Origin of the sequence: Paenibacillus agaridevorans (genome assembly GCF_003112455.1) — a bacterium.
GTDB classification, from domain to species: domain Bacteria; phylum Bacillota; class Bacilli; order Paenibacillales; family Paenibacillaceae; genus Pristimantibacillus; species Pristimantibacillus agaridevorans.
In genome coordinates this window covers 1-14,653 of the sequence record NZ_BDQX01000100.1, presented here as the reverse complement: position 1 = coordinate 14,653, position 14,653 = coordinate 1, and the positions used below count along the sequence as shown (strand labels likewise).

Annotated in this window: 9 protein-coding genes; all 9 read left to right on the top strand. The window is 47.2% G+C overall.

The window, feature by feature from the left end; translation table 11 throughout:
- Positions 1–154 precede the first annotated feature (154 nt).
- A complete protein-coding gene (locus tag PAT3040_RS11175) occupies positions 155–3,838 on the top strand; it encodes a LamG-like jellyroll fold domain-containing protein (RefSeq protein ID WP_181376556.1) in 3,684 nt (1,227 codons plus the stop codon).
- A gap of 32 nt (positions 3,839–3,870) precedes the next feature.
- Entirely contained in the window at positions 3,871–5,427 is a 1,557-nt protein-coding gene (locus PAT3040_RS11170; RefSeq protein ID WP_108992720.1) for an S-layer homology domain-containing protein, read from the top strand.
- Positions 5,428–5,446: 19 nt separating this feature from the next.
- A complete protein-coding gene (gene phnW / locus PAT3040_RS11165; RefSeq protein ID WP_108992719.1) occupies positions 5,447–6,577 on the top strand; it encodes a 2-aminoethylphosphonate--pyruvate transaminase in 1,131 nt (376 codons plus the stop codon).
- 434 nt (positions 6,578–7,011) lie between these two features.
- Complete coding sequence (locus PAT3040_RS11160; protein WP_108992718.1) at positions 7,012–8,640, top strand: arylsulfatase; 1,629 nt, start codon at positions 7,012–7,014, stop codon at positions 8,638–8,640.
- A gap of 166 nt (positions 8,641–8,806) precedes the next feature.
- Positions 8,807–10,144, top strand: coding sequence for an ABC transporter substrate-binding protein (locus PAT3040_RS11155; protein WP_181376555.1), 1,338 nt, complete (start codon positions 8,807–8,809; stop codon positions 10,142–10,144).
- Positions 10,145–10,224: 80 nt separating this feature from the next.
- Positions 10,225–12,018, top strand: a complete 1,794-nt coding sequence (locus PAT3040_RS11150; RefSeq protein ID WP_108992716.1) for an ulvan lysase-like protein — start codon at positions 10,225–10,227, stop codon at positions 12,016–12,018.
- A 72-nt stretch (positions 12,019–12,090) separates the two neighbouring features.
- Complete coding sequence (locus PAT3040_RS11145; protein ID WP_108992715.1) at positions 12,091–12,948, top strand: carbohydrate ABC transporter permease; 858 nt, start codon at positions 12,091–12,093, stop codon at positions 12,946–12,948.
- A 17-nt stretch (positions 12,949–12,965) separates the two neighbouring features.
- Positions 12,966–13,805: a carbohydrate ABC transporter permease gene (locus PAT3040_RS11140; protein WP_108992714.1), complete on the top strand. Its 840-nt coding sequence runs from the start codon at positions 12,966–12,968 to the stop codon at positions 13,803–13,805.
- 54 nt (positions 13,806–13,859) lie between these two features.
- The coding region (locus tag PAT3040_RS11135) for a cache domain-containing protein (RefSeq protein ID WP_146200400.1) at positions 13,860–14,653 on the top strand (794 nt) is incomplete at its 3' end.

The window sequence follows — 14,653 nt, the reverse complement described above, 5'->3', positions numbered from 1 at the left end:
CGCGGCAGGCGGAGGCAGCGAAGCCGAGCTTGCTGCGGCCGATGTCAACGGCGACAAGGTTGTCGACACAAACGATATTCTGGCGCTACTGCAGATCATAGCGGACAAGCTGATCGCCGGGCAGACCATTTAAATTCTGAAAGGGTGAATGGCATTGAAAAAGGGAAAATGGTTTATGGCCTTGACGCTGGCGGTTGTTATTCTGCTGCAAGGGTTTGGCGCGACTTCGGCGCAAGCGCAAGCTGAGGATACGGTGCCAGCAGCAGCGGCATCCGCGGCGGGCGAACGGGAAGGGCTGCTCTTTGATCCTGCCGAGCAAAATTCGGTCAAGCTCGAGGGTTTGCTGGCAAATGTGCCGGCGACCTTCGAAATGTACGCGAAATTTGCGGTCAATCCGAATCAACGCCAAATTTTGTTCGGCAATTACAACGCGAACGCGGCATCGAATTTCAATATCGAGCTGAAAGCCGACAATCAGTTCCGTTATTACGAGTTGTCGAACGGCAAGCTGATCGACAAATCGACGCAGGGCCTGTCCATTACGACGGGACAATGGACGCATCTGGCCGTCCTTCGGGATCCGGCCAACCGGAAGGTGACGCTCGTCCAGGACGGAACGGTCGTCGCAACGTTCGAGAATCTGGATCTGCCCGAGAAGGTCGAGCTGCAGAACGTGCACGGCATCGGAACGGACACGCGCAACCAGATGCACGTCCGTGCGGAAATCGCCGAAGTGCGGTTGTGGAACGACGTTCGTTCGCTGGACGAGCTCAAAGATAATGCCGAATCGGTGCTGACGGGCAAAGAAGAAGGACTGATGCATGCCTGGACGCTGGACAAATCGTTGCTATTGCCCGGGGCAAATGTCGTCTACGACAAGGTCGGCAAGCTCAACGGAATCCCGTTTGGCTTCGAGATGGCATATGAAATCGAAATGCCGTACGAGAGCGAGTTCACGGGCAGCGGCGCGGACTTCTCGAACGGAGAGCTGGAGTTAAAGACAGAGGAGAATCTGTCTGCTCCTCCCCGGTCGTTCGAGGCTTGGGTAAACGTGCCGGCAAACACGCCAGCCGGCCAGTCGGCCAGCGTCGTAATCGGGAACAACGAAAGTTATTATTACAGCGACGTATCCCGACTAAGCTTCGAAATTGGCGCGAACGGCAAACCGAGACTGTACTGGAGAGCCCACAAAAGCCACGAGATCAACTACGTCGTCAATGCGAAAGTAAACGTCGGCGATTGGGTCCATGTCGCAATCGTGCTGGATGACGAGGCGAAGTCGGCATCGGCTTATATCAATGGCCGCAAGATCGACGAAAAGGCGCTGAATGTTCCGATTCCGACGGTTCTCCCCGCCCGCGAGCTTAAGATCGGGTCCGACTATATGGGATATGCGGCCGATGGGAAACCTCAAATGAACTTCAAAGGGCAGATCGCCGATGTCCGCGTATGGTCAACGGCACGAACGGCCGAACAAATTCAAGCCGGCTACAAGGCTTTCTTGCAAGGCCAGGAATCCGGATTGCTGGGCAACTGGAAGCTGGATCAGGCGACAAACGGCGCGTATCCGGACTTATCTCTTCATGGGAACGACGCACAACCTTACGACAATGCAGCCTATAATTGGCTGGAACCCGAATTCGCGGATGGCGATTATAAGATTGCGGTCATCCCGGATACGCAATATATGGCACGTCAGCATCCGAACGCGATGAAAGCTTATTTCAACTGGCTAAAGGATAACGCCGACGATCTGAATATCAAGCTGGCGATCAGCGTAGGCGATATCGTCGATACGCCGTCGAGCGAGGCGGAATGGGCGGTGGCGGCCGAATCGTATTCGTATCTCGATGGAGTCATTCCGTACGTGGTGCTGCCGGGCAACCATGACGTCGTTCTCAATAATACAAACTTGACTCGGAACTACACCAACTACAACAAATACTTTCCATATAACAAGTACTCGGATGACGCGACATTTGGCGGTGCGTTTGTAGAAGGAAAAATGGAAAACACGTACCACTTCTTCGAAATCGGCGACGTGGAATATATGGTGCTCGCGATGGAATTCGCCCCGAACGACGCCGTGCTGGCGTGGGCGAACGAGGTCGTGGCGGCCCATCCGGACAAGCGCGTCATTATGTCGACTCACTCGTACATGTATCACAACGGCGAGCAGATCGGGCCGAGCCATATCGACTACCCGAGCGCGTACATTCGCGATGCCAATAACGGCGACGATATGTGGAACGAATTCGTCAGCAAGCATGACAACATCGTGCTGGTGCTGTCCGGCCATATCGGCTATCCCGACCTGGTCATCCGCGAGGATCTGAACAATTACGGCAGCTCCGTCAAGCAGGCGCTGGTGGACGCGCAATTTATGGAGCCGAGAGATCTTGGCATGGTCATGCTGATGTCGATCAAGGAAGGCAGCAACGACGTCGGCGTAAATTGGTATTCCGTAAAGAACGACAAGCTGTTCCGCGAGAAAAACCAGTTCTCCATGGAGCTGAATCTATATCCGGAACCGCATTCCTTCGAGCAGCTTGCAGCGAAGCTTGCGGAAGCGGAGCAATTCGTCGCTTCGATCGAATCGACGCCGGGTCTGTCCCTGCCGAAGATGAGTGAGTTCAAGGCGCAAATCGCTGCCGCCAAAGCGCTGACGTCCAGCGACGATAAGGCTGTTATCCATCAAGCACACGTCGACTTGACGCGGATGCTGGTCGACAACAAGGCATCGATCGTGTATACGTTCCTGCCGAAGACGAGCTTCACAATCGAAGCCTATAATTCGTATGACGTAGAATCAGACGACTTGCCGCAATATGTACTGGACGGAGATTACTCGACGATATGGCATACGAGCTGGCATGATCCGATTCCTGATCTACCTCACTGGATCACCATCGATATGAAGGAGTCCTTCAAGCTGAGCGGTATCCAGCGGACGAGCCGCCCTAATTTAACGGCATTGGAGTTCCCGAAAGAATTTGAGCTGTACGCTTCGGACGATTTGGCGGACTTAAGCGATCCGGCTTATCTTGGCAACGAGGCGAACCGGGCATCAGGTACGTTCGGCAAAACGGCCACCGGAAATACGTATCAGGATTTCGCCGTACTGGATAAACCCGTTCAAGGACGTTACGTCAAGCTGGTCGTTACAAGCACATACGGAACCGGGAAGTTCACCTTTATGAGCGAAATCGACTTTACCGGCGAAGCGGTCGAAGACGAGACGATCCGGTTGTTCGCGGACGATCGGACGGTTAACAAGGGCAGCGTGTTTACGGTGCCGGTAACGGTCGAGCAAGCTTCCAAAATGGTGGGTCTCGAAGGCATCATGTCATTCGATTCGAGTTTGCTGACGTTTGAAAGCTTTGACTTTGCGGGATTCAGCGCAACCGGAGCCGTAAATTCGGCAACGCCGGGCAAGATTAGCTTCGTGGGCGTATCGGGCGATGCGCTTGGCACGGATGAGGCGACAATCATTGCCAACGTAACGTTCCGAGCGAAGGCTGATCTCGTTGGAAATGCGACGGCAACGATTTCGTTTGCAAACGTACGAGGCGTCACGACGGACGTTGCCGGCGAATCGGCATACGTCCCGGTACAGACGGATGATGCCGCCATCACGATCGTGAGTCAGAATCCAGGTGATTTGAACGGCGACGACAACTCCGATTTGCTTGATGCAAGAGCGATCCTGAAGCTCATCGTGTCGGGCGGAGGAAGTGAGGCTGTGCTTGCCAAGGCCGACATTAATCGTGACGGCACGGTTGACACGAACGACGTTCTGATGCTTCTGCAGATGATCGCGGACAAGCTGGCAGAGTAATGGGAAAAGGTCGTAATTAGGAGGGAATAGCGTTGTACAAACATACCTGGAAATGGACGATCTGCTTATTGATTTTGTCGCTGCTCATCCCTTCTGCCGCATTTGCCAATGCGCAAGGAAGCAAGCCCGAACTGGAGGTCAAGTCCGTTCAGGCGGGACTGGGCCAAAGCGCCGTCGTCGAGATTGTCATAAACCGGCCGAAAGGACTTAAGACCTTTGAATTCACGCTTCATTACGATCGTGATGCGCTGGAGATCGCCGACCGGGACGTCGCTCAAGGCGCCGACGTGAAGGGCTGGATGTTCGAGCATAAAGTCAATGCCTCGGGCGGCACGGTTAGAATCGCTGCCGTCCACGTCGACGGCTTTAAGTCGAACAACCCGGCTGCGATCGCGCAATTGACCTTCAAGGCTAAAAAATCTGGAGTTAAACCTTTCAAGGTAACGGACTTGAAAGGTTTCGTGGAACTGAACACGCCGGCCGACATGACGAGCAAGGCGGGAACTTTTACTGTACAGGGAGTTCTTTGGACGGTTAATGTCAGCGTGGACAACAAGGCGACGCAGGAAGTCGTCATCGACGACGGACATGTCAAACGCACGACGATCAGGGTTGATGCGCCAAACACGTCAAGGAACGTACGGCTGGAGTTGGAGCAGGAAACGATGCGGAAAATCGCAGCCAGCGGCAAGACATTGGCCATTCTAACGCCGATCGGAAGCCTGGAGATCGATCCGCTGGATCTCAAGCAGTTGGGGAACAGCCGCGTGGAAATTCAAATCGACAAAGCCAATGGCACGGAACAGAAGCCTGCTAGAACCATTGTCATTACCGCGGATGGAAAACTAATCGAAAGCTTCTATGGGAAGCTGAAGTTATCGATTCCTTATGAAAGGGCTAACGCTGAAACGAACCAGGGTATCGTCGCTTATCGGACAACGGGCGGGCAAAGGACGATCATTTCCCAATCTGCCATGCTGGATGGGCAGGTCTTGATTGCCGCAAACGAAGCGGGCACGTACGAAATCGGCTACAACGCGAAGACGTTTACGGACGCGGCGAATCATTGGTCTAAGCCGAATATCGAATTTGCGGCGGCAAGAAACTTGTTCCACGGTGTCGGTAACGAACGATTCGCCCCCGATCAATCAGTGACAAGAGGCATGTTCGTTACGGTGCTTGGCCGTATGATCGGCATTGAAGGAGCGGCTTCGGTTAACGTATTTCAGGATGTAAGCAGCGATGCCTATTACGCTCCTTATATCGCTTATGCGAACGAGCAAGGCATCGTAAACGGGGTCGGAGCGGGCAAGTTTGCTCCAGATCGTCAAATAACGCGGGAGGAAATGGCGATCATGATTACCAGGTTTATGCACCATGCGAAAATCGAGTCGCCATCAAGTAACGAATCCCGGCCGTTTAAAGACCAGGAAGCGATATCCGTCTGGGCAGCTTCTTCCGTTCGGCAATTGCAATCCGCCGGCATATTGAGCGGCAAGCCGGGCGGCCTATTCGATCCGCAGGGCTACGTGACACGGGCCGAAGCAGCGAAAGTTGTACGGATGGTCCTGGAAACTTCATTGCTCTAGCGGAAGGGGAGAGACAAAAATGGAAAAAAATCATACGAGAGTGTTACTCGATAATCCTTACCTGCTGCTTACGCCGGGACCGCTTACGACGACGGCTTCGGTAAAAGAAGCAATGCTGCGCGACTGGTGTACGTGGGACTCCGAATATAATGGCCTTGTCCAGCATATTCGGAGCCGGCTTGTCCAACTTGCGAGCAGGCTGGAGCCGGATGCCTATACGGTGGTGCCCATGCAAGGCAGCGGAACCTTTAGCGTCGAGGCAACCGTAGGCTCTGTCGTTTCTCAAGACGGAAAAATAGTCGTTCTGGTAAACGGCGCATACGGGCAGCGCATCGTCCAAATCGCCCGCGTGCTGCATGTGCCAGTCGTTGCCGTTGATGTAGGCGAGACATCGCCAATTAGCGCCGCAATGCTGGAGGAGACGCTTGATGCCCACCCGGACGCCACGCATTTGGCGGTTGTCCATTGTGAGACGACGACGGGCATGTTAAATCCGATCGCCGAGGTAACTCTCGCGGCCAAACGGCGCGGCCTTACCACGATCGTCGACGCCATGAGCAGCTTTGGCGGCATCCCGCTCGATATGGCGGAGCTGTCGATCGATTTTCTAATCAGCAGCAGCAACAAATGTATTCAGGGCGTGCCCGGCTTTGGTTTTGTCATCGCCAGAAGGGAAGCGCTCGAAGCTTGCAAGGGACGGGCCCGTTCGCTTTCGCTTGATTTGTTCGACCAATGGGAGACGATGGAGAAGCAGGGAGGCAAGTGGCGGTTTACTTCGCCGACGCATGTGGTACGCGCCTTCGACCAGGCGCTGATAGAGTTGGAGGAAGAAGGAGGACCGGAAGCCAGACATATCAGATATTCCGATAACCAGCGGGCGCTGGTGGACGGCATGGCGCATCTCGGTTTCCGGACGCTGCTGCCGCCAGAGCAACAATCGCCTTTTATTACGGCTTTTCATTATCCTCATGCCAGCGAGGTACCTGATTTTGCGTTTCCTGCTTTCTATGAAGGCCTCAAGCGATCTGGATTCGTCATTTATCCAGGCAAAATCTCTTCGGCGGACACCTTTCGAATTGGCAGCATCGGCGATGTAAGGCAGGATGACATGCAGCGCCTTATTGCGGCAGTCGATCAGGTGCTTGGATAAACCTGTCACATGCTTCCGAAGCGGCTTTGCTTTGCAAAGCTGGAGGTCGCTCATCTTTCGAGAGCCGAGGGTAGAGGTTGGCTTTTATTTCACCGGCAAACGGATCCCTTCCTGCGCAGCAGGACGGCGAAGCCGTTTATCCTTGGTATATTGGAAAGTAATAGTTTTTAGGGGAGGCGAAAGCCCTCCCCTATTTTTTTGTTAAAGTGAAGTTTATGAAAAAGGACATACTACCGGACAATTTATGATGAACAATATGCATATAGCAGCAGCTTCTCTGATTTCGAGAAGAGAGAGGATTGCGACGTTTGTCATGTTGATATGTTTTTAAGTCAAAATAATCTCAATAAAGTAAATGGTGTGGTCTACATGCGTAGTTTTACTGCATGGTATTCTTTAATGAGCGTGTACACAAGGCAAAAGGACGTGAAAAAATGATACGAGATGAAGAGGCGGAGAAGCGGAGTCATGAGCAAGAGGCTAGACGCCCTAATATATTGCTGATTTTGAATGATGATATGGGTTACTCAGATATTGGATGTTATGGTGGAGAGGTGGACACCCCTTTTTTGAATCAATTAGCGGAACAAGGGCTAAGGTTTACGCAGTTTTATAATACGGCTCGCTGCAGTCCATCAAGAGCGTCTTTACTTACTGGCTTGCATCCCCATCAGACAGGAATAGGGGTATTAGTTGATGATGATGGGCCAGAGGGTTATCAAGGCAATTTAAATAAGCAATGCGTCACGATAGCTGAAGTGCTGCGTCAAGCGAAATATCGTACCTATATGAGCGGTAAATGGCATATCGCGAATAATATTTCCGAGGTTACTGATACTTGGCCTCTGCAACGCGGGTTTGATCGTTACTATGGCACGTTGGCCGGCTCTGGAAACTTTTATTACCCGTCAACATTGACACGTGATAATGAAAATATAGAACATGAAGCGTTAAATAAAGATTATTACTATACAGATGCTATTAGCGATGAGGCTGTCAGGTTTATTAAGGAGCATGTCGAGGAGTATCCGGACACACCCTTTTTTCAGTATGTAGCTTATACTGCTCCACATTGGCCTCTGCATGCCAAAGAAGATGATATCGCTAAGTATAAAGATCGTTTTAATGCCGGGTGGGATCAACTGCGAATAGAAAGAATGCAGCGTATGCAAGAGATGGGTATTTTAAATGCCGGCTGGTCATTAACCGATCGTGATAACAGCCAGCCCGCATGGGAAGATGCAGCACATAAAGAATGGGAACAGCGTCGCATGGAGGTTTATGCCGCTCAGATTGACAGCATGGATCAAGGAATTGGCCGTATCTTGCAAACTCTTGAGGAAACGGGTCAATTAGAGCAGACGCTAATCCTTTTTTTATCAGACAATGGTGGCTGTGCTGAGGAATTCGAACCTGTTCAACCAAATAAAATACCGAAAAACTGGGGTAGAACAAGTACTGGAGCTGATGTCGCCTTTGGTAATCGACCTGATGTTATGCCGGGAGCAGAGACAACATTCCAGAGCTATGGTACTGCATGGGCTAATTTATCGAATACGCCATTTCGTCTGTATAAGCACTGGGTTCATGAAGGCGGAATAGCAACACCGTTTATTGTTCATTGGCCGGAAGCAATCCAATCAAAGGGTGAAATTCGTCATATGGCATGCCAATTAACGGATGTTATGGCTACGATATTGGATATTACAAATGCAGCATACCCTGCAACTTATAATGGACATGCGATCTGCCCGCCTGAAGGTAAAAGTATGAAAAAGTTTTTTGTGAGCGATGATCATGCCGAGGATCGATTCCTTTTTTGGGAGCATGAGGGCAACGCGGCCGTTAGAGAAGGGAATTGGAAACTGGTTAAAAACTATCCTGGGAAATGGGAACTGTTTGACATGGCTCAGGATCGTACTGAAATTTATAATTTAGCAGATCAATACCCTGAAAGAGTACAGCAAATGATCGTGCAATATGATCGTTGGGCAACTCGCTGTGGAGTCAAGCCTAGAGAGAAAATATTGGAAATAATAGCTAAAAGAAATCGGAGAAAGTAGAAAATTGTATGATCATCGATAGTAAGTGATGCAGAAAGTCAAAAAAATCTCAATTTAGTAGAGGGAGTACACTTTCTGGATCGATTAAGAAAATGATATTCTACGATTATGTTGTACAGAAGTTGTAGTTACAACAATAATTATACATCTTGGGGAGGTTTTACAAGTGAACAAAAGAAAGAGAATAACGAGTTTGCTTACTGTTTTATTGGCGGTTACATTGCTTCTTGCAGCATGCTCCAGCACACCGGCAGATCCATCGAAAAAAGAGCAGGGCAATGGTGACAAGGAAGAAGTCGTGACCATTAAATTTTTACATTGGTTTAACGAAAAAAGCGGAAATTGGAGCGGCCTTATTGAAGAGTTTGAAAAAGCGCACCCAGGAATTAAAGTGGAATCGATGCCGTTGGTTGACAACGTAAACGCAGCTGATTATTTAAAAAAGCTTGATCTGATGACGGCATCGGGCGAAGAAATGGATGTTGTAGCTTTTCATACTAGCGGTGAATTTGCTAAGCGCGTAAAAATTGGCATGATGGAGCCGATCGATGAGTTTTTAGCTAAAGATGGCGTCAATGTGGCAGAAGAATACACGCTTGATCCGAAAATTGATGGAAAATATTATGGTCTACCTGCAAAAAATGTAGTCTCAATGGTTTTATTGAACAAAGAGCATCTGGATGCGGCAAATTTACCGATTCCAACAGATTGGACATGGGAAGAATTTGCGGAGTATTCTAAAAAACTAACGCAAGGCGAAGGTGCAGCAAAACGATATGGTACTTACTTGCGCGATTCATATGTGCACTATGTCGTAAGAGAGGGGAGCCTGCCTGATAAAAACTATCTCGTAACTGACGATACGTATAATGGCGAAAACCCAGTCTACCGCAGTGCGTTGGAATTACGCAACACGTTGGAGAATGTCGATAAATCGGCAGTTCCATTGTCAGAGGCGATTTCCCAAAAACTTGACTACCGTCAACAATTTTTTGGCGGCAAAGTTAGTATGATGGTGGCGGGAAGCTGGCTCATTTCGGAGTGGGGGAATTTCACACCTGATTTTACAATAGCTTGGGCGCCCTTGCCTAGAAATGCCGAAAATAAGGAAGTTTATATTAGGCCGCAAGGCGACATTGTTGGCGTAGCAAAAAAGTCGGCTAACAAAGAAGCTGCTTATAAATTTGTACGCTGGTTTACAACGAAAGGGATTGACGTACAAGGTACAAGCTTGTCAAGTTGGAAGCAAGCAAATACGATCGAATCCGTAGACAATATTGTAGCTGGAACGAAAAGGCCTGAAGCCATTGATAAAGAGTCTCTGATCAAATCGATTGAAAAATCGGTGCCGGCAAAGACAATCATCCCGCCGGTTTATATTACTGAAGCAGAAAAAGCATTTATTGACGAGGCTCAATTGTATTTGCTTGGTACACAAGATATTGATAAAACAATGGCGAACATTAAAACAAAAGTGGAAAAAATCATTGAAACGAATAAGTAATTGTTGATTCAAGTTAACTTTATCTCTTCAGCTCTGGGCGATACATAAGGTATTGCCCGGAGCATGGAAGGAGGACGATGATGGCTTATACAAAAATGAAGCAGCTGGTCAAACAATTTTGTAATACTTTGATCGATCATCAGGTAACAGATTTATTGCCGAGCTGGAAGGGCGGCTTTGCTTGTCCAGCGTGTAAAAGTATTCATGGACGCAGCGGCGATGCTATATTTCCGCTTTATTTTATGGCAGTAGAAACTGGAGAGCTGCGATACAAGCAAGCAGCCCGGCTGCTTGTTTCTTATATGCAAAGAAGACAATTATTTGATGGTTCTTGGCTCAATGACGAGCCGTCCGACTGGAAAGGCACGACTGTATTTCAAGTGTTATCGTTAAGTCATGCTTACGACTATTTGTTGAAAGCTGGCGAACAAAAAGAAGCAGAGCCATTACTACCTATGATTGAGAATGCAGCGGAATACCTTGTCTGGGCTTTTTGTAAAGGCGGTATTCCAAAAAATAATATAAATTATTTGATTTCATCAGCTGCGGCTTTACAGTGGTGTTCGCAAATTTTGCAAAGAGCCGATTATGCCGAAGAAGCCGGAAAGTTAATGGAGACGTCACTGCCTCGTATAAATCGTGATGGATTTATAGTAGGTGAATCCAAGTTTCCGCATGCCGCCGGCGATCAAATTGATATCGGCTACAATATCGATATGACCATTGGGGCCATAGCGGAATATGCGATGCTGACAGATGATCAAAGTGTGAGAGCGGAAGCCGTTCGTGCTTTACGAGCCCATATGGAGATGATGTATCCGGATGGATCGCTTGATAATTCCTTCGGCAGCCGCAGTTATAAGTGGACCATGTACGGGAGTAAAACAGCCCACGGCTGTCAGATGGCGTATATGATGTTGGCTGATATGGACCCTGCTTTTGCAGTTGCAGCAGAACGTAATATGGATTATCTGATTAGCTGCATAACAAAGCAAGGAATGGTTGGTTATGGACCGGCACATGAGCAAATATTCGATGAATCCTGCATCCATAGCACATTTAATCGGGCGGATAGCCTGGCCATTGCTTTGGTTTATGGAAAATGGGGAGCATTAACCAATCAAACGGCACAGCTCCCTTCAAACAACATTTTTAACTTCAAATATTATCCGTCTCTTAATAGCGCGCATATACGCAGTCAGTCTTGGATGGGAACGATTAGCGGCTATGGCAGTATAAACGCTCCTACCGGCGGCATGATGTCTTATTTGTGGAATGAACAACTAGGTGCAGTGCAAGCTGGTTCTGCTACGGTATATAAGCGAATTGAAATCGTTAATATGCCACAATACCCAGGATTATTTCAAGGACCGACAACGCCTAGAATAGAAGCTGCTATCAATGGGGAAGTCGTTAGCAGCTTATATGAGCACCAGCCAGCTCTTCTTTTCCATGAGCAGATGAAAGATCAGCGCAATGTTCGCGTGACTGGGAAATTAAAGTCTGTTCCTTTGGCAATTGTACAAGTTGAAAGCCAATTATTTTATACGATTGATTACGAATGGTCAAACAAGGAAATCATTAAGAAATATTATATTGATGTTCAAACACCAGTTGCTGAGCTTAGTATAACCGAGCCGGTTATTATCTCGGATCATGCAGAAGTAAAAGAAACAGAGAGCGGTATGCAACTCACTAAACAGGCAGCTGCGCTCATAGTCAGCGGGACTGGAGAACAGTTTTCTAAACAAACAGGTAGTGGGGAATTGATAAGCAGCGTATTTCCAGCGATTCAATGCTTACCATTATGTTGGAAAATGACAAATGTAAACAAAGGAGTGTACTCTTTCACGATTACATTCACAATGGAGTAACCTGACAGCGAGAAGAGGGTGGGAATTGTGGCAGCTGGCCAAAAATTAAGTAAGGCAGCACAGAGGGAAACCATGGCTGGTTATATGTTTATGGGCCCGATGTTAATAGGGGTTATCATACTGGTATTAATTCCAGTGCTGGCAACGATTGTACTGGGTTTTACGGATTGGAATTTCGTAGCAGGATTTGAACAAGCGAAGTTTATCGGTTTAGATAATTTCACTAAATTGCTGGACGACGATATCTTTCTCACATCGATGAAAAATAACTTTTTATTGTTATTTGTAGTTCCAATAGGTATGGCGATTGCCTTGTTGCTAGCTATTATTATTAATAGTCACGTATATTTGAAAGATACGATGAAGGTTATTTACTTTATGCCTTATATTTCTAGCGTCGTAGCTGTAGCAGTCGTATTTCAGGTGTTATTCCACCCTACTTTTGGACCGATCAATCAATTTTTAATGTCGATTGGCATTGATAATCCGCCAAAGTGGCTATCTGATATAAACTTTGCCTTGCCTTCCGTTATGTTTATAATGATCTGGGTGCAAATCGGCTTTAAATTAATTATTTATATGGCTGCATTGCAGAACATTCCGCGTGATTTATATGAAGCAGCTTCTATTGACGGGGCAAATGGCTGGCATAAATTTAAAAAGATCACATTACCGATGTTATCCTCAACAAGCTTTTTCTTACTTATTATCGGAATAATCGGAACGTTTAAAGTATTCGATCTAATAGCTGTGCTAACAGCTGGCGGACCTTCCAATTCTACATCCGTGGCGGTTTATTATTTGTACGATACAGCATTTGTTAATTTGAAATCAGGCTATGCTTCAGCGATTGCGATGGTGCTCCTGCTGTTTGTATTCATTATTACCCTGATTCAATGGGTAGCGCAAAAAAAATGGGTAAATGAATAGAAGGGAGTAGGACGAAGATGCGGAGCCTTCAACGTATTGATATTAGAAAGCTTATTACGACAATAATTATGTTAATCGTGGGTTTAATTTTCCTCCTGCCATTCGTATGGATGCTTGTGACCTCGTTTAAATTTGAGAATGATGTATTTAATTTCCCTATCGAGTGGTTGCCTGTACGTTGGAACATGGTTGAGAACTATCGCGAAGTCTGGATGGGGCAATATCCATTTCTTTTGTATTATTTAAATTCGATGAAAGTTGCTGTACTGACGACTGTCGTGTCTGTTATTATATCGAGTATGGCTGGATTCGCTTTTGGGAAATTGCAATATGCAGGCAAGAACTTTTTGTTCGTGTTAATTTTGATGCTGTATATGATTCCAACACAGGCTATTCTTGTTCCACAATTTTTAATTTTTAAATCGTTGGATCTTTATGATTCTCATCTGGGCATGATTCTTTTAAACAGCTTTAGCGTGTTTGGCACCTTTATGCTGCGACAGTTTTTTATTGGCATACATCCGGAGTTTATTGAGTCTGCAAAAATGGATGGAGCCGGCTATTTCAAAATCTTCCTTCGCATTGCGCTGCCATTAGTTCGTCCCGCGATTGCAACTTACGCGATCCTGCGTTTTATTTGGACGTGGAACGACTATCAGACGCCGCTTATTTTTATACGCGATAAGGCACTGTACACCATTCAAATAGGAATGCGTCAATTTGCCGATGGTGAAGGCCAATTTTATGCTTTGACGATGGCTGGCGCCGTGTCGGCGATCATACCATTGTTAATTGTATTTTTAGTCGCTCAAAAGCAAGTTATCGAAGGAATTTCCGTTGGCGGTGTGAAAGGGTAATCACTTATTCTGCTGTACCGCTTTTCGGATGACTAGAAAAGGGTCGTGTATAGTGTGACGAAGAAGCTGCTTAATAAGTGGAATATGATCTCTTTGCGCCAAAAGCTGATAGTTACCGCCGTAATTTGTTTGCTGGTACCGCTGCTTATATCTACGACGGTGTCGAATTATTTTGCTAAGGATGTGCTGATGGATAATGCCATCAGTAACTCCCGAGAAACGATGCAAATCGTCGAGTTGAATTTGTCCGGGTTAATTAACACCATGCTCTATATTACAAATTATATCCAGTTTGATGGCGAGATGAATTCGCTTATCAGTGCTGGCAAGGAAAGTAGAAATGATGGAGAGCGCGCACTTAATAATGTAAAAATAACAAATAAGCTGGGGAGTATTGCAAATTCATTAAATGACATTTATATCACCATATTGACTGAAGAGGAAGAGGGGAGTGGATATACAAATTACTCCCTCTATAATCATAACTTTCAGCTGTTTTATGATGAGCCTTGGTTTGACAAACTACAAAAAACGAATGCTTATGAGCTGCACTGGCTAGGGGGACAGCCTAATTATATACTGTCATCCAAGCAGAGCAGTCCTTATTTGATGACGATAGCGAGAAAACTTCAATACTCTACCGTACCATCAGGCTATGCCATTATCAGCATTAAAGAAACGGATTTTCATGAGTCTTTTTCAAAAATCTCTGGCAATCAAGAAGTTATGCTGGTGGATTCAACAGGGAACGTATTGTCGCATCAGGACTCCAATAAAATAGGCCGGCCTTTTCCATACGCCGATCGGATTCGCTTTAATGAAGATGACGCTCAAGTAACGACGATCGA

What these genes read in the sequence shown, in the direction of transcription:
- phnW (WP_108992719.1), top strand. Translation starts at nt 5,447, where the DNA reads ATGGAAAAAAATCATACGAGAGTGTTACTCGATAATCCTTACCTGCTG.
- PAT3040_RS11160 (WP_108992718.1), top strand. Translation starts at nt 7,012, where the DNA reads ATGATACGAGATGAAGAGGCGGAGAAGCGGAGTCATGAGCAAGAGGCT.
- PAT3040_RS11150 (WP_108992716.1), top strand. Translation starts at nt 10,225, where the DNA reads ATGGCTTATACAAAAATGAAGCAGCTGGTCAAACAATTTTGTAATACT.
- PAT3040_RS11145 (WP_108992715.1), top strand. Translation starts at nt 12,091, where the DNA reads ATGGCTGGTTATATGTTTATGGGCCCGATGTTAATAGGGGTTATCATA.
- PAT3040_RS11140 (WP_108992714.1), top strand. Translation starts at nt 12,966, where the DNA reads ATGCGGAGCCTTCAACGTATTGATATTAGAAAGCTTATTACGACAATA.